The 24,539-nt window shown below is 71.9% G+C and carries 17 protein-coding genes and 1 rRNA gene; 9 read left to right on the forward strand and 9 right to left on the reverse strand.

All coding sequences use genetic code 11. The features are described 5' to 3' along the window. Nucleotides 1-94 precede the first annotated feature (94 nt). Nucleotides 95-211, forward strand: a 5S ribosomal RNA gene (gene rrf, locus KBX63_RS15465). An 85-nt stretch (nt 212-296) separates the two neighbouring features. Here the strand turns inward: rrf and KBX63_RS15470 are convergent. Together KBX63_RS15470 and KBX63_RS15475 are read right to left on the reverse strand one after the other, a co-directional pair. Then, on the reverse strand, nt 297-488 hold the full coding sequence (locus KBX63_RS15470; protein ID WP_210911924.1) for a hypothetical protein: 192 nt from the start codon (nt 486-488) through the stop codon (nt 297-299). Nucleotides 489-779: 291 nt separating this feature from the next. Beyond that, a complete protein-coding gene (locus KBX63_RS15475; protein WP_210911933.1) occupies nt 780-2,597 on the reverse strand; it encodes a VanW family protein in 1,818 nt (605 codons plus the stop codon). Between the two features lie 180 nt (nt 2,598-2,777). On the opposite strand from KBX63_RS15475, the gene nudC reads away from it, so the two are divergent. Further along, nucleotides 2,778-3,704: an NAD(+) diphosphatase gene (gene nudC, locus KBX63_RS15480; RefSeq protein ID WP_210911941.1), complete on the forward strand. Its 927-nt coding sequence runs from the start codon at nt 2,778-2,780 to the stop codon at nt 3,702-3,704. On the opposite strand, the gene KBX63_RS15485 is transcribed toward nudC, so the two are convergent. Together KBX63_RS15485 and KBX63_RS15490 are read right to left on the reverse strand one after the other, a co-directional pair. Next, nucleotides 3,601-4,968 (reverse strand): lipopolysaccharide biosynthesis protein, encoded by a 1,368-nt coding sequence (locus KBX63_RS15485; RefSeq protein ID WP_210911943.1) that lies wholly within the window; start codon nt 4,966-4,968, stop codon nt 3,601-3,603. The genes nudC and KBX63_RS15485 overlap by 104 nt on opposite strands. Beyond that, nucleotides 4,965-9,320 carry an alpha-(1->3)-arabinofuranosyltransferase gene (locus KBX63_RS15490; protein WP_210911944.1) on the reverse strand — a complete coding sequence of 1,452 codons (4,356 nt, stop codon included), beginning with the start codon at nt 9,318-9,320 and terminating at the stop codon, nt 4,965-4,967. The genes KBX63_RS15485 and KBX63_RS15490 overlap by 4 nt, the downstream gene beginning before the upstream one ends. A gap of 167 nt (nt 9,321-9,487) precedes the next feature. Here KBX63_RS15490 and KBX63_RS15495 point away from each other — a divergent pair, with 167 nt between their 5' ends. The 3 genes from KBX63_RS15495 to KBX63_RS15505 are packed head-to-tail and all read left to right on the forward strand — an operon-like array spanning nt 9,488 to nt 13,305. Continuing rightward, nucleotides 9,488-11,365: a hypothetical protein gene (locus tag KBX63_RS15495; RefSeq protein ID WP_374102227.1), complete on the forward strand. Its 1,878-nt coding sequence runs from the start codon at nt 9,488-9,490 to the stop codon at nt 11,363-11,365. After that, entirely contained in the window at nt 11,366-13,075 is a 1,710-nt protein-coding gene (locus KBX63_RS15500; protein WP_210911948.1) for a hypothetical protein, read from the forward strand. A 35-nt stretch (nt 13,076-13,110) separates the two neighbouring features. After that, nucleotides 13,111-13,305 carry a hypothetical protein gene (locus KBX63_RS15505; RefSeq protein ID WP_210911949.1) on the forward strand — a complete coding sequence of 65 codons (195 nt, stop codon included), beginning with the start codon at nt 13,111-13,113 and terminating at the stop codon, nt 13,303-13,305. Here KBX63_RS15505 and KBX63_RS15510 read toward each other — a convergent pair. After that, on the reverse strand, nt 13,290-14,486 hold the full coding sequence (locus tag KBX63_RS15510; protein WP_210911950.1) for a glycosyltransferase family 4 protein: 1,197 nt from the start codon (nt 14,484-14,486) through the stop codon (nt 13,290-13,292). The two genes, KBX63_RS15505 and KBX63_RS15510, sit on opposite strands and share 16 nt — an antisense overlap. Nucleotides 14,487-14,574: 88 nt before the next feature. Next, complete coding sequence (locus KBX63_RS15515; protein WP_210911951.1) at nt 14,575-15,834, reverse strand: acyltransferase; 1,260 nt, start codon at nt 15,832-15,834, stop codon at nt 14,575-14,577. A gap of 111 nt (nt 15,835-15,945) precedes the next feature. Between KBX63_RS15515 and KBX63_RS15520 the strand changes: the two genes are divergently transcribed. Beyond that, entirely contained in the window at nt 15,946-17,154 is a 1,209-nt protein-coding gene (locus KBX63_RS15520; RefSeq protein WP_210911953.1) for a DUF3068 domain-containing protein, read from the forward strand. A gap of 87 nt (nt 17,155-17,241) precedes the next feature. Here the strand turns inward: KBX63_RS15520 and KBX63_RS15525 are convergent, their stop codons facing one another. Continuing rightward, complete coding sequence (locus KBX63_RS15525; protein ID WP_210911954.1) at nt 17,242-18,003, reverse strand: class I SAM-dependent methyltransferase; 762 nt, start codon at nt 18,001-18,003, stop codon at nt 17,242-17,244. A 396-nt stretch (nt 18,004-18,399) separates the two neighbouring features. Here KBX63_RS15525 and KBX63_RS15530 point away from each other — a divergent pair, with 396 nt between their 5' ends. After that, the gene (locus KBX63_RS15530) at nt 18,400-19,023 is read left to right on the forward strand and encodes a DUF6230 family protein (RefSeq protein ID WP_210911956.1); all 624 of its coding nucleotides are present in this window, start codon (nt 18,400-18,402) and stop codon (nt 19,021-19,023) included. A gap of 77 nt (nt 19,024-19,100) precedes the next feature. Then, nucleotides 19,101-20,567, forward strand: a complete 1,467-nt coding sequence (locus KBX63_RS15535; RefSeq protein WP_210911958.1) for a DUF6114 domain-containing protein — start codon at nt 19,101-19,103, stop codon at nt 20,565-20,567. A gap of 75 nt (nt 20,568-20,642) precedes the next feature. On the opposite strand, the gene KBX63_RS15540 is transcribed toward KBX63_RS15535, so the two are convergent. Continuing rightward, nucleotides 20,643-22,313 (reverse strand): DUF885 domain-containing protein, encoded by a 1,671-nt coding sequence (locus KBX63_RS15540; protein ID WP_210911960.1) that lies wholly within the window; start codon nt 22,311-22,313, stop codon nt 20,643-20,645. A 141-nt stretch (nt 22,314-22,454) separates the two neighbouring features. Here KBX63_RS15540 and KBX63_RS15545 point away from each other — a divergent pair, with 141 nt between their 5' ends. Beyond that, nucleotides 22,455-23,435 (forward strand): DMT family transporter, encoded by a 981-nt coding sequence (locus KBX63_RS15545; protein ID WP_210911962.1) that lies wholly within the window; start codon nt 22,455-22,457, stop codon nt 23,433-23,435. A gap of 28 nt (nt 23,436-23,463) precedes the next feature. Here the strand turns inward: KBX63_RS15545 and KBX63_RS15550 are convergent, their stop codons facing one another. Then, nucleotides 23,464-24,534, reverse strand: a complete 1,071-nt coding sequence (locus tag KBX63_RS15550; RefSeq protein ID WP_210911963.1) for a PHP domain-containing protein — start codon at nt 24,532-24,534, stop codon at nt 23,464-23,466. Nucleotides 24,535-24,539: the final 5 nt, after the last annotated feature.

Here is a 24,539-nt window from a genome sequence, read left to right on the forward strand (position 1 = left end):
GACTTGACTACTAAGCTGCTACGCGTCCACTGTGCAACTCTCGATGAACGAACAACAGACCACTGTGTGGTGTTGTTTGACATGTCGATAGAGTTACGGCGGTCATGGCGGAGGGGAAACGCCCGGTTACATTCCGAACCCGGAAGCTAAGCCCTCCAGCGCCGATGGTACTGCACTCGTGAGGGTGTGGGAGAGTAGGACGCCGCCGGACAAACATTCGTCAGGGCCACCCCAGAAATGGGGTGGCCCTGACGCATTTCGGCACCCAGAACCGGAGCCGGCCTGGACGCCAGTGGCTATCCGATCCGGGAGAGAGCCGCCTGACTCCGCGGGCACTGCCAGCAGGCGACGCCGTCGACCACAGCCGCGGTAGGTGGATGGGTGTGGCCAGCCGTGCAGTCGGGCCAGGTCGTGTCGCCCTCGTCGAACTCCTTCTCCTGCAACGTGTCCGCCAACTCGACGACGGCCTGCTCGAGGTCGCTGGTCACAGGGAGGCTGAGGGCGCCGTCCCCCGCCTGCCCCCGCAAGCTTGTAGCTCACCATCACGTTGTCGAGGTCGTTCAGATCCACGCTCAGCGGCTCCACCACGGCGCCGCGCTGGGCGAAGTCGTCCGCCACCCGGCGTACCACACGCTGGTAACCCTCCAACGAGCCGAGCACCAGGTCGTCGTAGTCATCGGTCGCCGGCGTGGCGCCAGGCTACTGGTCAGGGGCTCCCCGACCCTGCCCGTGGCCACAGCGGTCCTCAGCACCCGGGTCGTGCGACGGTTCACCGACGCTCAGGACGGCTTCGGGCCGCAGACGTAGCGGGGCTCCGCGTCGTAGCGCCAGGTGAACTTCTCCCGCTTGACCATCGCCCCGCCCTTCTTGATGACCCGGAAGGCGTCCTGGGTGAAGCCGTTGATGCCGTTGCTCGGGATGCACGTCGGGCCTGGTTCGAGGTGGATGAGCTTCGGCGTGGTGATGTTGCGGCGCGGGCCGTACTCCGTCTTCACGCTGTCGTAGATCTTCGTGCTCCAGATCGACACGGTGATCGTGCTCGACGTGTAGGAGGTGTCGATGAGCAGGCCGTACTGGGTGTTGTTGCGGAACTTGAAGTCCAGGTTCGGCCAGAAGATGGTCGACTCGATGACTGCCGGGTACCGGTCGAACCAGTACGAGTGCGGCTTGTGCTCGACGTCCTCCAGCCCCGCGTAGTAGGTGGCGTTGAACAGCGTGGTCGTGAACTGCGAGGTGCCGCCCCCGACCCCCGGCACCAGCTTGCCGTCCAGGATCACCGGTGCGTCCCGGTAGCCCTGCGCGTAGCCGCGTTCGCCGGTGTGACCGTTCAGTGAGAACGTCTTCCCCGGCAGCACGAGCGTGCCGTCCACCTCCCTGGCGATCGTGGCGATGTTCTGGCTGCGCGAGGAGGCCATGCCCCCGGTGAACCGGGTGGTGAAGGTGGACACCCGCTCCTTGATGCCCAGCCCGGCCAGTTTCTCCGCGGTCAGCTCGGGCGGCGTCGGCTTCAGCTCGCCGGTCACCTCGCGGCCGTCCGACTTCGGCAGCACGGCCAGCAGGTCACGGCCCAGGGTGGCGGTGTCCAGCTGCTGCCCGGGTCGCCCCTCGGTGACCTTCGGCCGGCCACCGGAAATGGTCATCGTCGCGTCCTTCGGCGGCACCTCGATGGCGTCCAGGTCGTCGCCGAGAGCCGAGCGCAGCCGCTTGACGTCCACCGTCGGGGTCAGCTTGCCGGCCTTGTCGGCGCTGAACCGCAGGCTCTTCGCGATGGCGGAGGGCGGGATCTTCACCGAACCCTTGTTGCTGCGCAGGGTGACCGGTGCGGCCACCGCCGGCTTCGCCAACTCGGTGACCAGCCGGTTCAACTCGTCGGCGGTGGTCGCCGGCTGGCTCTCCACCAGCGGAACGGTGACCGGGGCGCCGGTCAGCCACCCGGCGCGAACAGCGTCGGCGGAGCGCTGCGGGTCGAACGCCAGCCCCGGCTTGGGCTGGACCACCTTCGGCGTGGTGCCCTGGTAGGTGATCGCCGGCATCGTCATCGGGCGGGCCTGGTCGCCGAGCACCTTGCGGAGCGCGGTGTCCAGCCGATCCACGTCGACGGTGACGACCGGGTCGACGGTGCGGGAGCCGACCAGCCGGCTGACCGGGTGCGCGTCGGCCTCGGCGGCGGCCGCCACGGTGGCCGCGACGTCGACGACCAGCCCCACGTCGGTGGGGTTGATCTCGGCCGTGCGCTCCCCGACGGTGACCCCCAGCGGCGCGGCGAGGGTAGCCGCCCGCCGGTCCAGCTCCGCCCGGAGCTCCCGGTGGGCATCGGTGCGGCTCCGGCCACCCAGCTCGGCGCCGAGCACGCTGGTGCCGCGGGGAACGTCCCCGGCGTACGCCCAGGCGCCAGCGCCCGCGACGGCGGCGAGCACGCCGCCGGTGACGCCGGCGGCGAGCAGCATCCGCACCCGCCGCGGACGGCGCGGGTCGCCCTCCGGCTTCCCGGTGGGCACCGTGTCCGGCCCCGGCCCGTCGTCCGGCCAGGTGACCGCGGTGACCTGCACGGTGGGCCGGTCGTCGGCGGGTGGGCTCTTTTCGCCGTACAGCGTCACTGCAACCTCGATCGCCAGGTGCTGCGGGAGGTCCCCCCTCCCGGAGGCCCTACGGTAACGAATGCCGGGCCGTCCTCGCGGGCTGCGCCCACCGGTGCCGGTACCGCGTGTCGTCCCGGCGTGTCGGGCGGGGCGGGGGGTGGCCCCCGCGGGGGACCGCTGACGTGGCACGGTGACGCTGTGAACACTGCGGAGCGGGTGTTGGCGTACGGCGGCGGGTGGTTGGACCGGGCGGGCGAGTTGCGCACCGATCCGGTCCGGCTGAGCGCACTGCTCACCGATGCGACCACCGTGGTGCTGCCGCTGTGGCGGGACCGCTGTCTCGTCGACGGGAACGGCCCGGTGCGGCTGACCGCGGAACGGGCGTCCCTCGTCCGGTCCGCCGCCGGCGAGGCAGTCTTCCTGGGGCTCGACGGGGCCGCCGCCGTGTTCGCCGCGGACCTGTCCGCGCTCAGCGAGCAGTCCGCCATCGAGATGGCTGGTGCGGCGCGGGCCGTCGACGTACGGGCGCTGGTCGGGCGGCTCGAGCCGGGAGAGGCAGCCGTGCAGGCGTACGCGCGGGGGTTGCTGCACTGGCACCGGCAGCAGAGGTACTGCGGCGCGTGCGGTTCGCCGGCTGTCGCTGGCGGCGGCGGGCACGTCCGGACGTGCACCGGCGACGAGTGCGGGCGGCTGCTGTTTCCCCGGATCGAACCGGCGATCATCGTGCTGGTCGAGGCGCCCGGTCGGCCGGGTGTGCCGGAGCGCTGCCTCCTGGCCCGGCACGCTGGTGCGCCCGAGGGTTCGTACTCGACGCTGGCCGGCTTCGTCGAGGTGGGCGAGAGCCTGGAGGACGCGGTCCGCCGGGAGATGGCCGAGGAGGCGGGTGTCACCGTCACCGACGTGACCTACCAGGGATCGCAGGGTTGGCCGTTCCCCGCGGGCCTGATGGTGGGCTTTCGGGTCACCGCCGGGTCCGAGGAGATATGCGTCGACGGCGTCGAGCTGCTGGAGGCACGCTGGTTCACCCGGGCGGAACTGCGGGAGCGGATCGTGGCGGGTCGTCCGCTCGGTCGGGTGGACTCGATCGACCACCAACTGCTGCACGACTGGCTCGCGGACGACTGACCCGGTCAGCCCGACGGGGTGCGATGACCGGTTCCATGGACGCCGGCGCCGGCGCCGGACCGGACCGACGGGCGGTCACCGCCATGATCAAGGTCGTGAGGAGTGCCGTGCCGAGAGCCGCGAGCAGGAGATCGGAGACGGTGCGCGGCCGTACGGTCGCCACGATGGTCACCAGGCCGGCCGCGCCCACCCACAGCGGTGCGGCTGCCCACCGTACGCCGGCCGCCAGGCGAGCGTTGAGCAGCACGAACGCTACCGCGTAGAGCGCACCGACCGCGGCGAAGATCGGCGCGTACCGGCCGAGGTGGGTGTAGTCGGGTCCGCCGACGAGGCGGAAGGCCAGCCCACCGGCGAGCGTCGACGCGAGCACCAGAACCAGGCCGCACCCGCCGGTCACCGCGAGCGCCACCGTGTGACTGCGGCGGTCGCCTCGCGCCAGGCGTGGCAGGGCCAGGACGGCGGCGACCTGTGGCGCCCAGAGCGCGCCCTTGCTCAATACCGTGCCCATCGAGTAGGCACCTGCCCCTGACGGGGAAAGCAGTTGCCGGGCGAGGAAAAGATCGGCGTAGGAGATGACGAGCATCGCCAGGGTCGCGCCGCAGCCGGCGACCACCTGGGCGGCGGTCAGCCGTGGCACGGCCGGTGCGGTGGACCGGCGTCCGGGTGTGCGCGCGAGTCGCGCCAGCACCGCAGGGGCGAGCGCGGCGGCGAGCGCGCCGGCGGCGAGCGAGCCGGTCAGTCCCGCATCGAGCAGCAGCCCTGCCACCACCCCGCTGTAGCGGCCCACGGCGAGGAGGGCCATCCCGGCGGCGAGTCGCAGGAAGCGCTGGCTGCCTTGCAACTCCCCCAATGGACGGGAGGAGAGTACGACCGCCGCCGTGGTGACCGCCAGCAGCGTGGGCACCTCGACCGGGAGGTCCAGCGCGGCGACCAGCAGTGGAGTGGCCAGGACCAGCGTTCCCGCGCACACAGCCGCGGTCACCGCGGTGAGTCGCCGGGTGTCGGACGAGCCGTGCCGCGCGTGATGCACGGCGACGGCCAGTTGCAGACCGAGCCCGGGCACGCCGGCGATGGCCACCAGACCGAGGGCGGTGGCGAGCGCGCTGAGGTCGGCCGGGTCGAGCCGTCGGGCAGCCAGCACCGGCACCAGGTACGCCAGGCCGTTGACGAGGACGCCGGCCAGGGTGACGGCGGCCCCCGCCACGCCCAGGCCGGTGTCGCGTCCTCCCGCCCGCTCCGAACGCGCCGGTCGCCGAGGGCTCACGTGATCTGGGAGAGGTTGGGAACATGCCCGTCGGCCGGAGCCGAGGAGGCCTCGTCCGGCGTCTGCTGCTCCGGCACCACGGGAGCCGCCGACTTCGCCGAGCCGGCCGGATCGGTCGGAGGCGCCAGCGGCCCGCCCGTGGTCGGTACGGGTCGTCGCCGGGCGGCTGTGGAGAGCCAGAGAGCACCCAGGGCGACGACGATCGCGAGCTGCGAGAAGGCGTCGGTGTGCCGTTGCTCCGAACCGAGGTAGAGCCACCCGACAAGCAGGACGAGTGCGCCGGGGAGCCACGTCTCGACCGCTCGGCTGATCATCCTGGCCCGCCGTGGGTCAGCCGTCCAGGGCAGGCGGCGCGGGCCGGGTACGGCCAGCATGAACCCCGCCGCGACCAGCAGGCCGCCGATGAGGCCGCTCGACAGCACCAGCGCGGTGGCTCCCACGGCCAGCAGCGGCAGCGACCGGGTGACCCGGCGTCGGCCGCGTGGCACGGCGGCCGACGGGGTGAGCCCGGTGGGCCGTCGGGCGGGCAGTACCGCGAGGAGGACCACTGCCGCCAGCAGGATGCCGCCGACCAGCAGACCCGCCTGGTACGTCGCGTCCGGGGCGAAGCGCAGCACCACCTCCCCCGACGTGCCGGCGGGAAGAATCCAGCCCTGCTGCCAGCCGTCCACGACCACCGGCTTCAGCGTCCGCCCGCCGATGGTCGCCCGCCAGCCGGCATTGGTGTTCTCCCGGACGGCGAACACACGGTCGACGGGGTGGTCGGACACCCGTACCCGTCGTTCAGTGGCAGCCCAGGACCTGACCTCGATGGCGCTGGAAGCCACCGCCGGGGCCGGGGCGGCCGCCTGCGGCACCAGGGCGACCAGGGTGGGCGCGGCCAGCGCGCTCGGTGTGGTGACGAGGCGATGCTCGCCACGGCCCAGCTTCAGTTGCCGGGGCGTGTCCAGTCCGCAGGGCGCGACCGCCATCTCCCGCAGCTCCAGCAGGTCGCGCAGCGTGCCGCGGAGCGTCGTGGTCACCCGGGCCCGGCCGACCCCAAGCGTCGGACCTGATCCGCACGCCAGCTTCAGCGGCGCGTCGAGGCGTGGCCGAATCGTCGGCGCCCCCGGCAGCACGGTCACCTCGCCGACCGCGACTGGCAACGACTCCGGCAGCCGCAACCGGTACGGGTCGGTGCTGGAGGCGGACGGCTTGTCGAGGAACTGGATGGTGACCTCGTCGGTCCGCATCGGTGGGTCCAGGGTGAGCACGCCGTCGTCGCCCAGCAGGCTACTTCGGAAACCGTCGTCACCGACCACCCGGACGCTGCCGAGCCGGGTGGCGGCGGTCGCCTGATCGACGGAGAAGCGGAGCCCGCTGATGACCCGCGGCTTGAGCCACTTGAGGCGCAGGATCGGTGCCTCATCGCTGACCGCCGGCGACCAGTTGGTGGTGGGGTCCCCGTCGAGCACCGCGCCGGGCCGGCCAGTCGGGTCGGATACGGCCGTCGAGGAGGCGCTGACCTGTGGTGCGAGGCGCAGCGACTGGGCGTCGGTCACCAGCTCGTCGAGCGCCGCGTCCAGGGCCGGGCCGGGCGTCGGCCGCGCCCACAGCGTGGGGGCGTACGCCCCGTCGGCGGGCAGGGTGAGCGTCCGGTCGATGGTGGACCCGTCCTCGGAGCCGCGGACGGCATCGTTGGAGCAGCGGGGCCGCCCGTCGACGGAGAAGCAGGCTGGTGTGGTGGGGGCCGCCGACACGACGACGGTCGCCGGCCGATTGGTGGCCGGCGCGGCGGGAAGTTGGAGCGTACGGCTGGTCCGGATGCCGGGGATGCTGATCTCGGCGATGCCCACCGTCCCGGCGCCGAGCGGGCGGAGGCCGAACGCGGCGTCGACCGAGATCTCAACCTCGCGGGTCGCGTGGACACCGGGCAGGTCGAAGACCATGTGATCGGTGAACTGCTCGATGGTCCTGCTCTCGTAGCCGGCCGTGACGGTCACCGCCGTCGGCAGGGAGTCGGCCTTCAGGTCGAACCGAACTTCCACCCGGGTGACCCGCGTCGGGTTCGCGAGGCTCACCTTGATCCACTGTTGGTCGCTCGGCGAGTGCGGCGCGGACTGCCAGGAGGTTGCCGGGTCGCCGTCCATCGCCGCGTACGGCTGGTGTTCAGGGCGGGCGCCACCGGGGGAGTCCACCTGCGAGCGCGCGGTCGACGCGCGGATCGTGCTGATGCCCTCGAAACGGGCGACGGTGGACTGCTCCGCCCCCCACTCGGGCAGGTAGTCGTGCGCGGGCGCCGACACCTCGAAGGTGTCTTCGGCGGTGAGGGTCTGAGAAGCGTTGTCGCGGAGCCGGCCGAACGACACGTCCCGCTTGCGGAGCCCGTCGGTCATGACGACCGACCCGGTGACGTCACCGGCCGGTGCGTCGCCCGCCAGGATCGTGGGCGCCGCGCTCAGTTGGCCCGCCTCGGCGAGGTCGAGGAGTGACTCCGGGCCGCCCACGACGGTGGTCACATCGTCACGGTCGTAGGCGACCACCGGCTCGACACGCCGGTCGACCTGGTAGACCTCCAGCGCCCGTACGGGTACGTCGAGTCCCTGGTCGCGGAACTCGTCGGGGGCCGAGGGTCCGCCGCGTAACGGGCCGAAGCCGGTGACGCGGGTCAGCCCGGGTGAGCGTTCCAACGCCTGGCGGACCACCGCCGGGCGGGCCGTGTCGGAGCGGCCGTGGTCGAGGTCGGCGCGGAACAGGACGTGGCTGATTCCGGAGCGGGCGAGCAGGTCGGCCAGGCCGGTGGACCCGGAGCCGGTGGCAAGCGTCGACTCGATCGCGTCCAGGAGTCGGATCGTGGTGGGTGGGGTGAAGGGGATGGCGTTGCGCACCGCCCACCGGCTGTCCAGCAACGGCTGGGTGATCTCGTCGGTGGTGCTACCCCAGTCGTATGACGGGAAGCGTGCCCCGGGGACGACGAGCACCCGCCCCCGCCCCGCGTGCGCGTCGAGCCAGTCGGTGGCTTCGTGCCAGTAGCCGGGCACCTCCTTGACACCACCCGGCGTGGCGAGCCCGCCGGCGAGCGCTGGCGAAGCGACCGCCGCGACCGCCGCCATGGCCGCTACGGCCGTGACCCAGGCGCGTGCGACGGTTCGCGGGCGGTGCTGCGCGGGCGCGGTGCGCGCCGCGCGGACGACCAGGCCGATCAGGTGCGCCACGCCGAGCGCCAGCGGCAGGCGGAGCAGGACATCGAACTTGTGCACGTTGCGCAGCGGGGCGCCGGCGCTGTCGAGAAACTCCTGCTGCGGCCCTGCGAGGATGTTCGGCAGGTCGCCGACGTGCCCGAGACCGACGAGCGCGGCGCCGAGCACCAGGCCGGTGACCAGGAACCGGCGGTGCGGCATGCCGCGCCGGGACAACCCGAGGATACCGAGGGCCGCGACCGCCAGAGTGGCGGCGATCAGCAGCGGCTCGTTGGCGAGCCGTGCGCCGGCCGGGATGGTCGCTCCGAACGGGCTGCCCAGGTAGGCGACCCAGTACGAGGCGCCACGGAGCGTGGTCACCCCGTCGGTGACGCTGGTGGTGTTCCGCGCGGTTTCGATGTAGTCCAGGAACGGTGGGCTGTACCGCCCGAGGATCAGCAGCGGAACCAGCCACCACGCCGTGGCCAGGGCGACCGCGCCGCACCAGGCGGCGATGGCGGTTACGCGGCGGCGTACGGGCTGGAGGGTGGCGAGCCAGAGCAGGGCGAGTGGCACCACCGCGGCCACGGCCGTGGCGTTGACTCCGCCAGCGCAGGCGACGGCGACGGCCGACCCGGCGACGGCGCGCCGCAGCGGCGTGCCGCGGGCGAGGCCCACCAGCGGAATGAGCACCCACGGGGCGATGGCGCTCGGCCAGGACTCCACCGAGGCCCAGCCGAACTGGGTGAGGATCCGGGGCGACAGTGCGAAGGCGACACCGGCGATCATGCGGCCGGCGGGTGTGCCGATGCCGAGCCGCCCGGCCAGCCGCACCGCACCCAGGTACGCGACACAGAAGAGCAGTGCCCACCACAGCCGCTGGACCACCCACGGCGCGAGGCCGGCTTCCGTTCCGAGCAGGAAGAACGGACCCATCGGCCACAGATATCCGTACGCCTGGTTCTGGAGCTGCCCGAACGTGCCGGTGGGGTCCCACAGGTGCAGCGATCGGAGCAGCCAACCGGCCGGGTTGACGCTCAGATCAACCTTGGTGTCCGGGACGATCAGCCCCGGGGCCTGCTGGAAGGCGAGGGCGGTGAGCGCGATGCAGATGGCCAGGTGCCGGAACCGCCGGGCTGTACGCCGGGTGCGACTGGATCCCGGAGCAGCACCGTTGGTGACCTCTGCACGCATTTCGGCTCCTGTCTGCGCCGGCCGGACGCGCACCGGCAACCGACGACTGTCGCGCGACGTTATCCGGACCGGGCACGGACGGGCGACCTGGGGCACTGCGGTGGCGTTATCGGGCGAACGGCCGTCCCCACGGCGTGTAAGCGTGTGGCAGGCTGCCGACCATGTCAATGCCAGAAGCTGAGGCCGAGACGCATCCGGTAGCCGCCGCCTCCGATGGCGACGGACCGGGGCCGTTCGGCCGGTGGCTCCGGGCCGACCGGGTGCGTGCGGTCGCGATGGCCCTCATCGTCGTGTCCGTCGCCTGGCGCGCCGGCCTCGCCACCCGTGGCTGGTTCTCCCAGGACGAGTTCGTGATCGCCGCCCAGGTCCTCGACACGCGGCTGGACGCGGATTACCTCCTGCGTACCTTCAACAACCACCTCATGCCGGGCGGCCTGCTGGTTGCGTGGGCGATGGTGCGAGCGGCCGGCTTCGTCAGCTGGCCGTGGGTGCTGCTGTTGGCGGTTGGCCAGGCGGCGGTCGGCATCGCCCTCTACCGGTTGCTGCGTGACCTGCTCCGGCCGGGTTGGGGCCTGCTCATCCCGCTGTGCCTGTACGTATTCAGCCCGCTGACGCTGGAGGTGTCCTCGCTGTGGCTGGTCGGGCTGCTCGTGCTGCCGGTGCAGTTGGCCCTGGTGCTGGCGGTGGCGGCCCACGTCCGGTATGTGCGAACCGGCCGCCTGCGGCACCTCGTGGTGGTCGCCCTCTGGGTGGTCTTCGGCCTGCTCTTCGACACCAAGGCACTGCTCATCGTGCCGTTGCTGTTCCTGCTGAGCGTTTTCCTCTTCACGTCGGGCGGCGCGTGGCGCAGCCTGGTGACGGCGATCCGCCGGCACTGGCCGGCGTGGCTCGTGCTCGGCGTGCTCTCGGGGGCGTACCTGGCGTTCTACCTGACCCGCCCGGCTCGCGAACTGGACGAACCGACATCGGTTGGTCAGGTCCTCAGCTTCCTCGGTGACCTGGTCGGCGACACCGTCGTACCGGGTCTGCTCGGGGGGCCCTGGCGCTGGACGTACGCCGGCGACGGGCCTCCGCTCGTCTACCCGTATGACGTCGCCAAGTGGCTGTCCTGGGCGGTGCTGGTGGCGCTCGTCGTGGTCACTGTCCGGCTGCGCCCGTCGGCCGGTCGGGCCTGGCTGCTGCTCGTGTGCTACCTCGGGCTGGTCGCCACGCTCTTCGCCGTCACCCGGCTCGGCGGCCCGCTCGGCCCACTCGTCGGCATCATCCCCCGGTACGTCGCCGACGTGATGCTGGTCGCGGCGATCTGTGTCGGTGTGGCCCTGCTCGGGACGAGGGACGCCAACGAGGACGACGTGGCTACGTGGCCGGTGCCCACCGTCCTGCGGGAACCGGGCGCCTTCGCGGTCGGCCTGGTCTCGATGATCGTCCTTCTGGCCACCATCGGGGTGGGCACCCTGTGGAGCACGGCCCGATTCGGGGACAACTGGAGTACCAAGCACGGACGGGAGTACCTCGCGACGGCGCAGGCCGAGCTGGCCGCCGCGCCGCCGGGGACGGTCTTTCTGGACGCCACCGTCCCGGACCGTGTCGTCGCCGGGTACTTCTGGCCGGACAACCTCCAGTCGCACTTCTTCCGCCCGGCGGACCGCCGGCCCACGTTCGTGACGGAGGCCGAGAAGCCGTCGATGTTCGACGAGAACGGCCGGATCCGTCCGGTCGCGGTCCAGGGGCGAAAGATCCTGCCCGGTCCGGTGCCCGACTGTGGGCACCTGGCGGAGAGCGGCCGGCCCGCCCGGATCCCGCTGGACGGGTACCTGGAGGAGTGGCCGTACGTGCTGCACTTCGGCTACCTCAGCTCGGGCGACTCCACCGCAGTGGTCCGGCTCGGAAACGCCGCCCGGGAGATCACCCTGCGGCGCGGGCTGAACGAGGTGTTCTTCCTGCTGGAGGGTGCCGGGAGCGCCGTCGAGGTCACCATCCAGGGCCCGGCAGTGGGGGTGTGCACCAATCTGCTCACCGTCGGCCGGGCGGTGCCGGCACCGTGAATGGTTGAGCCACACGTCGGCGTCGACCCCCCACCGAGCCGGCCGGCCCGGGACACGCTGCCGCTGTACGCCGTCGCGGCGGTCGTCACGGTGCTGGTGCTCGCCCCGCTCGCGGCACCGGGGTACGCGTTGCTGTACGACATGGTGTTCGTACCCCGCCAGCCGCTGAGCTGGGATCTCGTCGCCCCGGCGCAGAGCCTGCCCCGGGCGGTGCCGATGGACGCGCTGGTCTCGCTGGTCACTCAGCTCGTCCCGGGCTGGTTGGTGCAGAGGCTGGTGCTCGGAGGGGCCATCGTCCTGGCCGCGGTCGGCGCCGGCCGGCTGGTGCCGACCGATCGGCGTGCGGTCCGGCTGTTCGCCGCGGTGGCGTACGCGTGGGCGCCCTACCTCGCCGAGCGGCTGCTGATCGGGCAGTGGGGGCTGCTCATCGCGTACGCCGCCCTGCCCTGGTTGGTGCGGGCCGCGTTGGACCTGCGGGCGGGACGCGACGGCGCGCTCGCCCGGGTGGTGCTCGCCGCGGCGCCGGCCGCCATCACCCCGACCGGCGGGTTGATCGCGCTGGGCACGGTGATCCTGCTCGTTCCCGACCGGACGCGCCCGCGCCGATCGGCACTCGCGGTGGCCGGTGTCGCGCTGCTGAACGCCCCCTGGGTGACCGCAGCCCTGGTGACCGGTGCCGGCGGTTCCTCCGACCCGGCCGGGGTGGCGGCGTTCGCGACGCGCTCCGAGAACTGGGCCGGCCCGCTGGTGGCGCTCGCGGGTACCGGCGGCATCTGGAACGCGCAGGCCACGCCCGCCAGTCGCGCCGCCCCGCTGGTGCCGCTGGCGACCCTGGTACTGCTGATCCTGGCCGGCGTCGGTGCCGGGCTGCTGCGCCGCCGGCTGCCCCCGGGCGCGGCGGTGCGGCTGGCGCTGCTCGCCGGCACCGCCTACCTCCTGGCCGCCCTCGGGGTGCTCCCCGGCGGGGACGCCGCGCTGCGCTGGGCGGTGGTGCACCTGCCGGGGGCGGGGTTGCTCCGCGATGGCCAGAAGCTCCTGGCCCCGTACGCCTTGCTGCTGGTGGTCTGCGCGGCGCTGGGTGCCGAGCGGCTGGTGGCCCGGATCGACCGGGAGGTGGCGGGGGTGGTCCTGGTCGGCCTGCTGTTCCTGCCGGTGGCCGTGATGCCGGATCTCGCGTTCGGCGGTGCCGGTCGGCTTCGTCCGGTGAACTATCCGGCGGACTGGCGGGTGGTCGCCGAGCGTGTGGCCGACGAACCGGGTGAGATCCTCGCGCTGCCGCTGAGTGCCTACCGGGCGTACCCGTGGAACCCCGGCCGGGTCGTCCTGGACCCGGCGCCCCGCTACCTGCCCGGGACGGTGCTGACCGACGACACGCTCCGGGTCGGCGACGTCGCGGTGGCCGGTGAGAATCCACGGCTTCGTGAGGTGCGCCGGCTGCTGGCCGACGGACGGCCCGTCTCGGCCACCGGCGTGCGCTGGGTGGTGGTGCAGCACCATCTCCCCGGCAGCGTGGACCCGGCCGCGCTCGCCGACCTCCAGATCGTCCACGAGGGACCGTTCCTGACGCTCTACCGCAATCCGGCTGTGTCGTCCGGGCCGGTGGCGTCGGGGCACGCTCGGTGGGCTGTGGTGGCGGCGCTGGGTGCTGCCCTCTTGTTGTGCGTGGCTGCCATCTTTTCGGCGCTACACCGGCGGCCTACCGCGTGGTAACGTCCGCTCGCACGTCTCGCCATTGGAGGATTGGCATGCGTAGAACCCTGACCCTGGTCGTGTCCGGCCTGGTGGCGGCGTTGCTGGGGATCCTGGCCCTCGGTGGGCTCTCGGCCGCCGCGACCGCCACCGACGACGAGGCCGCCACCGAGGCCAGGAACGTTTCGGAAGCGGCCAAGCGGGCCGGAAAGCAGGACCCGTACGCCCCCGAGGTTTACGGCACCAGGTAGGACGGCTCGCCCCGCCGCTGTACCGGGCGGGGCGATTCCGCGCCCTCCAGCAGGGCCGCGAAGCGTCCACCCGCGGCCTGCCAGGTGAAGCTCGCCGCGTGCTCCCGGGCCTCGACGCCCATCTCTCGCCGCATCTCGTCCTCGTGCAGCAGCAGGCGCACCTTCGCGAGGTAGTCGTCGATGTCGTCGGCCAGCAGGCCGGTGCGTCCGTCGACGACCGCTTCGGCGACGCCGCCGGCTTCCCGGAACGCCACCGTGGGCGTACCCGCCGATCCCGCCTCCACGATCGTCAGACCCCAGCCCTCCTTGAGCGACGGGGTCAGCGCCACCCAGGCCGAGGCGAGCAGGGCGGCCTTCTCCTCCTCCGTCACGAAGCCCCGGAAGTCCACCCGCTCGGTGATGTCCAGCTCTGCGGCGAGCTCTCGCAGGTGCGGCTCCCACCAGCCCTGGCCGGCGACGACCAGCCGTAGCTGAGGCAGGTCGTCGGTCAGGGCGGCCACCGCCCGCAGCGCCACCTCCACCCGCTTGTGCGGCACCAGCCGGCCCAGCGTCACGAGCAGCGGGAACGGCGACCGTTCGGCGTCGGTGCGGGGCAGCCCGGGCGTGCCGTTGTACACCACCGCGCACTGCTCCGGCGGTACGCCGAGGGTGGCCAGCTCCCTCCGGGTGGCCTCGGAGACGGTGACGTAGCGGCACCGCCGGTAGAGGCGTACGGCGAGCGACGACTCGACCCACCAACCGATCCGGGCGGCCCACTGCGGGAGGACCACCGGCCACTGCTCGCGGTGCACGTGGTGGATCAGCCGGACCACCGGTCGCCGTGCCCACAGCGGAGCGAGGAACGGCAGGCCGTTGCAGACGTCGACCAGGACGTCGGGCCGGCCGCCCCGACGCGCCGCCAGCGGACCCAGGCCCAGCGCGCCGGCCAGGTAGCAGAGAGCCGCCCAGAGGTAGACCGTGTGCCGGCCGCCGCGGCGCACCAGCCGTACGCCCGCCCCGTTGACCTCGTCTGCGGGGGCCTGGGTGTGGGCGGCGCAGAACAACGTGGCGCGGAAACCGCGCGCCACGAGCTCGGCGGCGACGCGTTCCACGTACACCTCAGAACCGCCACCCTCAGGGTTGCGGGTGTCCCGCCAATTGAGAAACAGCACGTGCCCCGGCACGTCGACGCAACGCTGCACGCGAACCCTACTCTCAGGTAATTTAGCGACGCGCGTCACACTAGGGGCTGGGAGTCGCGGCCGGCAATCCCCGAGAAGCCAGCGCCGCTCAGCCTGACGTGCCGGCCGTCGGTGCCGCAGCGCCCGTTTCGACGGTGGGCGGAGGGCCCGGGGAGGCCGCTGCGGCGGCGGACACCGGCTCGGGCCCACGCGGCCCGGGGCCCCGCTGCGAGCCGAGGAGCTGGATGGGTCGCTCGACGCCGTAGTAGCTGGCCGCGGCGTACGCCAGACCGAAGAGCATGGTGAGGGCGAAGGTGCTGAGCAGCCCGCCGGTGAACAGCGGCCGGTCGTCCAGCAGGTAGATGAGCTCCAGGACCAGCGGGTGCCAGAGGAACAGGCCGTAGGAGACCACGCCGAGCCACCGGGAGGGGCCGCTGCTGAGGGCCTGCTTGACCCGGGTCGGCCCACCGAATGCCACCGGAATCAGGATCAGCGACGCGATCGCGACGTACAGAGTCAGCTTGACGGCGAACTCGGCGACTGTCGGTCCGGCGAGGTCGCGGGGGCCGGCGACGGGCGTCGTTGCGATGGCCAGCAGGCCGGCGGCCGCCACCCAGCAGGCGACCGGCGCCGAGGCGAGGTCGTCCAGTACCCGGAAGACGGCGGGCGCGGTCCCGGTCCGCAGCGCGACGTGCGCCGCACCCAGGGCCATGCCCGCGCTGAACCAGCCCGCGTACGAGGGGAACCACGTGGTGTGCAGGCCCATGTCGAGCCGGCCGATCGCCATCAGGGTAAGCCAGCCCGCCGTCACCAACACTCCCGCGCCGGCAATCATGACGGTCCGGACAGGACGCCATGACCGCCCCACGGCGAGCGCGGCGACCAGCGGCAGGATCAGGTAGAACACGACCTCGGTGGCGAGGCTCCAGGTCTGGCTGAGCCCGTAGCGCAGCTGACCGGCCTCGTAGATCTGGGTGAAGGTGAGGTGCCGGATCCAGTCACCGGCGGAGACCGGCCGGTTCTGCGGCAGGACGATCAGGCAGACCACCACCGCCAGCCAGTAGGCCGGCAGGATCCGCAGACCCCGACGCCAGAGATACCGCGCGGCGCGCGGCCGGGGCCGGCCCGTCGCGATGTTGGAAGCCCAGGGCCGGAACAGCAGGAATCCCGAGAGCACGAAGAAGATGGCGACGCCGACGTCCAGCCGAGCGAGCCAGCCGCCCCACTGGGCGTTCATGGTGACGGCGGTCTGGAATCCGACGTGGTGACCGACGACCGCAATGGCGCCGATCGCACGCAGCGCGTCGAGCGCGGGGAGTCGGCCGGTGACCGAAGGCTCCGACGCGGTTGGCGCGGCGGCTGTGGACATCTGGACATCCAGGGGGTCGCTTTGAAGGTGACCGGGGAGTAACCTCCCGCCATGTTAAGGATCGGGTGCCCCGGACAACAGGTCGTAGGGCGGCAGGTTACAGGAGGATGAGTGAAGCTTCGCGTGGGCGCCGCGCTCTTCGGGCTCGGCGTCTTATTGCTGGTCTTCGCGGCCGGGCTGCCGTTCTACGTGGCCCCCGCCGTGACAAAGCTCCCCTATGACCTCGAACCGACGACGTCCATCGCCGAAGCGAAGGACGCCAGGTTCCTGAAGATCACCGCCACCGGAAGCTCGGTGAGCATCGAGGTCCCGCAGGCCACCCTGCTGTCCAACGTGGAGGTCATTCCGCAGCCGGACGACACGAAGGAGCGGCTGCCGAAGGAACTCAAGGGCGACGCGGTGATCTGGGACGTTTACCAGACGGTCAGGCGTGCCGACAACGAGGATGTGGTCAGCCAGTACAGCACCGAGCTCGCGCTCTACCGAATCTCCGGTGCCGCCGCCCCGTGGAAGGACCAGTGGCTCAACGAGACCGGGGCAGATGAGACACCGGTCGGCAACGTGAGTTACTCCGGCCAGATCTACAAGTTCCCGTTCGGCACTGGAAAGCGGGACTACCAGGTCTTCGACCGTGATCTGAAGCGGGCACTCCCGGCGAAGTTCACCGGTACCGAGAAGGTCAAGGGCGTCGAGGCGTACCGCTTCGAGCAGCGGATCGAGAACGAGGCGCTGACCACCCCGGAGAGCAGCCTCCAGACGTTGATCGGCAAGTTCGCTCCCGGCGCCACGAGCGGCCAGATCGTCTACAGCAACACCCGGACGCTCTGGGTCGACCCGGTGACCGGCTCGTACCTGAACGTTCGGGAGCAGCAGCGCAAGGAGCTGCGCCCGAACACCGGCAGCCCCACCGTTCTGCTGGACGCGGACTTCAACTACACCGACGAGACGGTCAGCAACAGCGTCAAGACGGCCAAGGACAATCGTTTCAAGATCGGCCTGATCAGTCTCTGGGGCCCGATCGCCGCCGGTGCCCTCGGCCTGCTCGCTCTCGTCGTCGGCGTCTGGCTGGTGACGCGGGGCAACGGCGGTAACGCCCGGCACCGCGCCGCCGCGGCGGCCGCCGCACCGGCCGCCGACCCCGCCGAGACTCGGGTGGACCAGGAACCGGTACGTGACACGGAGACCGCCGGGCAGCCCAGGACCGAGGCCGCGGGCGGTCCGCTGACCGACGAGATCCCGCCAGCGTCAACGAACTGGAAGTCCGAGGATCCGACGGTGCCGACCCAGCGCCCGGCGCCCGGCGAGGTAGAGCAGCGCTAACGGGTACGACAGGAAGTACGACTCAGGGGTGGACCGCGATTGGTCCACCCCTGAGTCGTCCAGCGGTACCAGCCATGTGTCCGGTCGTCAGAGGTGGTCCGGCGGGTGGATCGGTTGGGCGCGGCGCACCGCGTACCGCATGCTCACCCAGTCTTCGCTGTACCGCAGATCCCGCCGATGCCCGACGATGTCCCCGTCGTGTGCGGCCATCAGCCGCACCATGTCGGCGTGCGGTACGGCCGTCATGTTCATCGGCGCCGGATAGTTGAGCAGGTGGCGCTGCGCCCAGCTGATCAGGCGGAAGGGTGCCACCTGCCAGATGATGCCTCTGGCCGTACGCGCCGGCTCGGTGGGCAACCCCACGACGGCGATGCCGCCCGGTCGCAGCACGCGCAGGAATTCGGCCAGGTAGTGGTCGATGGCGTGACGCGGCAGGTGCTGCAACACCAGGGCGCTGTAGACCAGGTCGAAGTGGCCGTCGGGGAACTGGCTCAGGTCCGGCGCATTGTTCAGGACGAACCGGATGTTCCCGGCGCTCCGGTTCAGTCGTCGGGCGGCTTCCAGCATGGGCGGGGCGATGTCCACACCGACAACTTCGCCTGCGTGCGGAGCGAGCGCCTGCGACAGCCGTCCGACGCCGCAGCCGAAGTCGAGCACCCGCTCCCAGCGATTCGGCAGGCCGAGCTCGCGAAGCCAGCCCGTCGTCTCCTCGACGTCGGCGCGGCCGGTGGCCAGGAACTCCTCGACGTCCCACTGCCCGCCCCGCTTGCCGGGCTGAACGAGGACGGCCCACAGTGGATCCTCAGTGCCCAATTTGGTCCAGTCGCGTCGCACGTCGTTGAGATCCACGCCGAAACCCTAGGGCACCCGGGCGTCCACCGGGGGCCGGCTGGTTCCCGGTTGCCGGGCTATGGGCGAGCGGGTCTCCGACCTGCGCACTTTACATCCGTTACTTAATTGTAATCCGTCGATGCTCTGCGACTCTCCGTTTTTCCGACCCGAGGTTATGCCACCTTTGTCACTCCCTAGGGCTTCTCGCCGCATGGTGACTTCGACGTTCGGTGACGTCGTCCTGCTCGTGGGTCACCCTCGTGTTACCGCCCGGTAATCAGGGGGGTTGTGAGCTGCACCGCGACGGGTGCACGATCAGGCTCGATCGTTACCCGCCGGTAACAGATGACGGGCCCGGTGCGGGCCGCCTGTCCGGGACCGGCCACCCGCGCGCATCCGGTTGAGGAGGAACCCGTGCAGGATCGGTTTGACAATCAGGGTCGTACCCGGTGGCGGCGGTTCGCCGCCATGATGGTGCCCGCCACGGCCGCCGCCGGCGCCATCCTGTTCGGGATGTCGACCGGCGCGATCGCCTCCGACATCACCGTGTCCGGGCAGACGTTCAAGATCGGCGCCGAGCGCCTCGAGGGCGACGGCTTCAAGCAGTACGGCGGCATCGTCCGGGAGAAGGGCAAGGACGGTAAGGCCGGCGAGGTCCACCCGATCGCCCTCTCCGAGATCAGCAGTGCCGAGCTGTACAGCCTCTGCCAGTCCGTCCGCGCCGACCTGCCCGGCCTGCCGGTGGTGCTCACCATCAACGCCGGTGAGGGCAAGGACCCCGCCCGGGCCAAGGACCTGCTGATCGCGATGGACTCGCTGAACGGCAACGCGACGTTCACCAACATCAAGATCGGGCGGGACGCGACCGACCTGAACCCGACGGCGAAGGCCGGTTCGTTCGGTCAGAACTCCGACCACGTCACCATCACCAACCTCCGGCAGGTGTCCCGGTACACCACGGCGGCGACCTTCAACCTGGTCGGACTCCGGCTGAAGGTGAACGTGGGCGACGACGCCAAGGGCAAGGAGTGCTTCTGAGCTGAGCCGTGGCCCGCGGTGCCCGACCATCGCGGGCCACGTCCGTGTCCCCGTCCCCGCTCCGCCAGGAGGAGTACGTGACCACCGACAACCCGTCCCACGCCCGGCCCGGCGGTCCGGTTCAGGCGTGGCGGATCTTCCGCCGCTGGCAGCGGAGCCGGCCGTTCTGGGGCGGTCTGTTCACCGTCCTGGCCGGGGTGGAGATGTTCGCCTCCACCCGGATGACGCTGAACGGCCTGAGCTTCCACAGCGGAGCCACCGGCCTGCTCTCGCTGCTGATCCCGGTCATCCTGGTGACCTGTGGCCTGCTGCTCTGGCTCAGCCCGGCGCAGCGGCTGTTCTACTCGATCGTCGCGGCGGTCACCACCGTCTACGCACTGATCGGGCTCAACCTCGGCGGCTTCTTCGTCGGTCTGCTACTCGGCATGATCGGCAGCGCACTCGCCTTCGCCTGGACGCCCACCCGACCCGCTCCGCCCGTCACGGAACAGTCCGACGCCGAGCAGTCCGACGTGGGACAGGACGGAGCCGAGCAGTCCGACGTCGAGCCGGTCGACCCGGAGCGGGCCGGCGGGGCCCACGCGCGGCCGGACCAGCCGACGGCCGACGCTGGGGCACCGCCCGAGTGGCCGGGACGCTCCGTCGATCCGCGTTCCTTCGGCGTCGCCCTGGTGGTGCTCGGCCTCGCCGCCGCCGGACTGGCCACCCAGCCCCGACCCGTGCAGGCTGCCCCGAGCCGGCCCGCCGCGACCGCCTGTCCCACCCCGTCCCGGACCGTCACCCCGTCGCCGAGCCGGAGCGCGCCCACGGCGACGCCCACGGCCAGCCCGAGCCCGGAGCCGGAGCGCAGCTCGGACGGCAACCTGATCACCGACATTCTGGACGGGATCGGGGACCTCTTGACCGGTGGACGCGGAGAGGACACTCCGACTCCATCGGCGAGTCCGACCGCCACGCCGTCGGCGAAGCCAACCGGCACGCCGTCGGCCACCCACCCGGGGGCCACCGCGTGCCCGCCGTCGACTCCGGGCCGACCGGGCAAGCCGGGCGGCGTGGACCCGGGCAGGCCGGGCCCGGTGGAACCGGGCAGGCCGCTGCCGCGTATCGCCGCCGATCCAGGCCTGCCGAAGGTGGCGCAGACGCCGTCCAAGCTCACCGGGTCCTCGGTGACCATGACCGGGCTTCGGTTCGAAGGGACCACCGAGCTGCAGTCCGAGAAGGGCTACCTCAAGGTGCTGAAGTTCAGCATGCGGGAGGCGGTGACCGACGACTTCCTGCTGCGCGCGGACGGTCCCGACGGGCGCAGCCAGCGGTACGCGACCGACCGGCTGACCGTGCGCGGTGACGTGGCCTTCTACGCCACCCGGTTCGTCGGCAAGCTGCTCGGTGTCAAGCTGACTCTGACCCCGGACCTGCCGTTGCCGGACGGCATCCCGGTCACCCTGCCGTTCTCGATCACGTTCACCGAGCCCGTCATGGACCTGGCGTACGTCAGCAGCGACACGCTGACCGCCCGGCCGTCGTTGGCGCTGACCCTCGGCTGAGCGGCGCACCCCGTCACCTCGGCTCCGGGTGCCAGCGGACCTGTCGCACCGCCGGCACCCGGAGTCGTCACCGGCTCAGAGCCGGGCCAGCGCCTTGCGCAACGGGTCGAGGCCCAGTGCACCCAGGTCCAACGCCTGCCGGTGGAACTCCCGCAGGTCGAAGTCCGCGCCCTTGCGGGCCTTGGCATCCTCGCGGGCCTGGAGCCAGATCCGCTCACCGACCTTGTACGAGGGCGCCTGCCCCGGCCAGCCCAGGTAGCGGTTCAGCTCGAAACGCAGGTTCTCGTCCGGCACCCGGCAGTGCGCCCGCATGAACTCCCAGCCCAGCTCCGGCGTCCACCGCTCGCCGGGGTGGAAGCCGAACGGGTTGTCCTTCGGGATCTCCAGCTCCAGGTGCATGCCGATGTCGACGATCACCCGGGCCGCGCGCATCGCCTGGCCGTCGAGCATGCCCAGCTTGTCGCCCGGGTCCTCCAGGTAGCCCAGCTCGTCCATCAGCCGCTCCGAGTAGAGCGCCCACCCCTCGCCGTGCCCGGAGACCCAGCAGAGCAGCCGCTGCCAGCGGTTGAGCAGGTCGGCGCGGACCGCGGTCTGCGCCACCTGGAGGTGATGACCCGGCACGCCCTCGTGGTAGACCGTGGTCACCTCCCGCCAGGTGGAGAAGTCGGTGATGCCCTGCGGCACCGCCCACCACATGCGACCCGGGCGGGAGAAGTCCTCGCTCGGCCCGGTGTAGTAGATGGCGCCGTCGCTGGTCGGGGCGAGGCAGCACTCGATCCGGCGGACCTGCTCCGGGATGTCGAAGTGGGTGCCGTGCAGCTCGCTGATCGCCTTGTCGGCGAGCGCCTGCATCCAGTCCCGGAACGCCTCCTTGCCCTGGATGGTCCGCGCCGGGTCGGCGTCCAGCGCGGCCACGGCCTCGTCGACGCTGGCGCCGGGGCCCGCGATGCGCCCGGCGACGACGCGCATCTCCGCCTCCAGGCGGGCCAACTCCGCGAAGCCCCAGGCGTACGTCTCGTCCAGGTCGACCTTGGCGCCGAGGAAGTACTGCGAGGCGAGCTCGTAGCGTTCCCGGCCGGCAGCCTGTTTGTCCCGCCCGTGCGGCGCCAGTTCGGCGCGCAGGAACTGGCCGAACTCCGCGGTCGCCGCGGTGGCCGCCGCCGCGCCCCGGCGCAGCTCGGCACCGAGCGTGCCGTCCGCGCCCAGCCGCTCGACCAGCCCGTGGAAGAAGTTGTCCCCGGTCGGGTCGACCCAGATGTCGCACTGCTTGGCCACCTCGACCAGCTGCACCTTCGAGCTGATCTGGCCGGCGGCGAGCGCCTCCCGCAGAGTGGTCTTGTAGCCCTCCAGCGCGCCGGCGAAGCCGTTGAGCCGGGCGGCGATGTTGGCCTGCTCGTCGGACGTCGCGGTCGGCATCAGGTCGAACACCATGCGGATGTCGTGCAGCCCGCTGGCGATCACGTTGACCTCGCTGGTGGCCTCGCCGGCCTCGTACCGGGCCAGGTCCAGGCCGAGCCGTTCCTGCATGGCCTCCTTGGCGGTCCGTTCCGCCTCGGTGTCCGGCTCGGTCACCTCCAGCTCGGAGAGCGTCCGGCGGGTCAGGTCTGCGCGCGCCCGGTAACCATCGGGCGAGAGGTCGTCCAGCTGATCGTCATGGCCGGCGATGCCGACGTAGGTGGCGCCGGTCGGGCTCAACGGCGCCCACTCGGCGACGTAGCGGTTGGCGAGTTCATCAATTCGTCCCACGGTGCGACCCTACGTGACCAACCCGCCCCGGTGTCGACGACGTTTGTCGTGTTCAGCCAGCGGTTGGCGGCACCGTGGTGGCCGGAGATGGTGTCCGAAAGTCGCGCGACTTTGTCGTACGCCTCGGGCAGAGTGTCAGGGGTGAACACCGACATCACTCCTGACAAGGCGTCGCTGCGCGCCTGGCTGCCGGGATTCATCGCCCTGGCCGCCATCTGGGGCTCCAGCTTCCTGTTCATCAAGATCGGGGTGGCCGAGCTGCACCCGGTCCAGCTCACCCTCTACCGGGTCGTCGCCGGCGCGCTCACCCTGCTGGTGGTGCTCGCGGTGCTGCACGACCGACTGCCCCGCGAGCCCCGGGTCTGGGCGCACCTCTTCGTGGTCGCCGCGTTCGGCGTGGCCGTGCCGTTCACCCTCTTCGGCTACGGCGAGCAGCGGGTCGAGTCGATGCTCGCCGGCATCTGGAACGCCACCACGCCGCTGATCGTGCTGCCGCTGGCGGTGCTGGTCTTCCGCACCGAGCGGCTGACCGTGCGCCGCGCGGTCGGGCTCGGGCTGGGCTTCCTGGGCGTGCTCGTGGTGCTCGGGGTCTGGGAGGGCATCGGCGGGGCGCACTTCATCGGGCAGTTGATGTGCTTCGGCGCCGCCGCGTGCTACGGCGTCGCCATCCCGTACCAGAAGCGGTTCATCGCGGGCAGCACCCACTCCGGGCTGTCGCTCTCCGCGGCACAGTTGCTGCTCGCCGCCGGCCAGTTGGCCATCGTCACCCCGTTCGTCGCGGGTGCGCCGCCGCTGCCCACCGACCTGTCGGCGAAGGTGGTGGCCAGCGTGCTGACCCTCGGTGCGCTCGGCACCGGTCTCGCCTTCGTGATCAACATGCGCAACATCCGGGTGGCCGGGGCGAGCACCGCCTCCACCGTCACCTACCTGATCCCGATCTTCGCGGTGCTGATCGGAGCCGTCGCGCTCGACGAGCGGCTCAACTGGCACCAGCCGGTCGGCGCGCTGATCGTGCTGCTGGGGGTCGCGGTCTCGCAGGGCGTGCTCGGCCGGCGGCGTCCGCGACCGGTGGAAGGCATCGGCGCCCCCGCCGCCCCCGCTGCCGAACCGGTCAGCCGCTGACACACCGGCTGGCCCCCCGGCGGCCGGCTCAGGACCGGTCGCCGGCCCACTCCACGAGGTGTTTCGCCGACCAGGTGTTGACCACCCGGTCGGCGGGCACGCCGCAGCGGGCGGCCCGCTCGCAGCCGAACCGCTGCCAGTCGAGCTGGCCGGGGGCGTGCGCGTCCGTGTTGATCGCGAACAGGCAGCCGGCCTCCAGGGCGCGGCGGATCAGCCGCTTCGGCGGGTCCTGCCGCTCCGGCCGCGAGTTGATCTCGACGGCGGTGTCGTGCTCCACGCAGGCGGCGAAGACCGCGTCCGCGTCGAAGTCGCTCTCCCCCCGGGTCCGGGCCCGGTGCCCCCGGTCGCCCGGCCCGGTCACCCCGGCCGGGCGGGACGACACCATCCGGCCGGTGCAGTGACCGAGGATGTCCAGGTGGGGGTTGGCGACCGCGGTCAGCATCCGCCGGGTCATCTTCGTCCGCTCGTCGTTCAGCCCGCTGTGCACCGAGCCGACCACCACGTCCAGCCGGGCCAGCAGCTCCTCGTCCTGGTCCAGCGAGCCGTCGGCGAGGATGTCCACCTCGATCCCGGTCAGAATCCGGAAACCCTCCGGCAGCGCCGCGTTGACCTGCGCCACGTGGTCGAGCTGACGGCGCAGCCGATCGGCGGTCAGCCCCCGGGCCACCTTCAGCCGGGGCGAGTGGTCGGTCAGCACCATGTACTCGTGGCCCAGCTCCACCGCGGCCAGCGCCATCTCCTCGATCGGCGAGCCGCCGTCGGACCAGTCCGAGTGGGTGTGACAGTCGCCGCGCAGCGCGACGCGGAGCGCCGTCGCCTCGGCGTCCAGGTCGCTGCCCTCGGTCGCCACCAGCCGGCGCAGGTAGACCGGCTCCTCACCGGCCAGCGACTCCGCCACGCAGCGGGCCGTGACGTCACCGACCCCGGCCAGCTTGGTGAGCGTGCCGTTGCCGGCCCGCTCGGTAACCTCGGCCGCCGGCAGGCCGGCCAGCGCCTTGGCCGCCGACCGGAACGCCCGCACCCGGTAGGTGGCCTCGTTCGCCCGCTCCAGCAGGAACGCGATCCGGCGCAGGTCGGCGATGGGGTCCCGGGCCTTCATCCCAC

Origin of the sequence: Micromonospora sp. U21, assembly GCF_018070045.1 — a bacterium.
Classification (GTDB): Bacteria; Actinomycetota; Actinomycetes; order Mycobacteriales; family Micromonosporaceae; genus Micromonospora.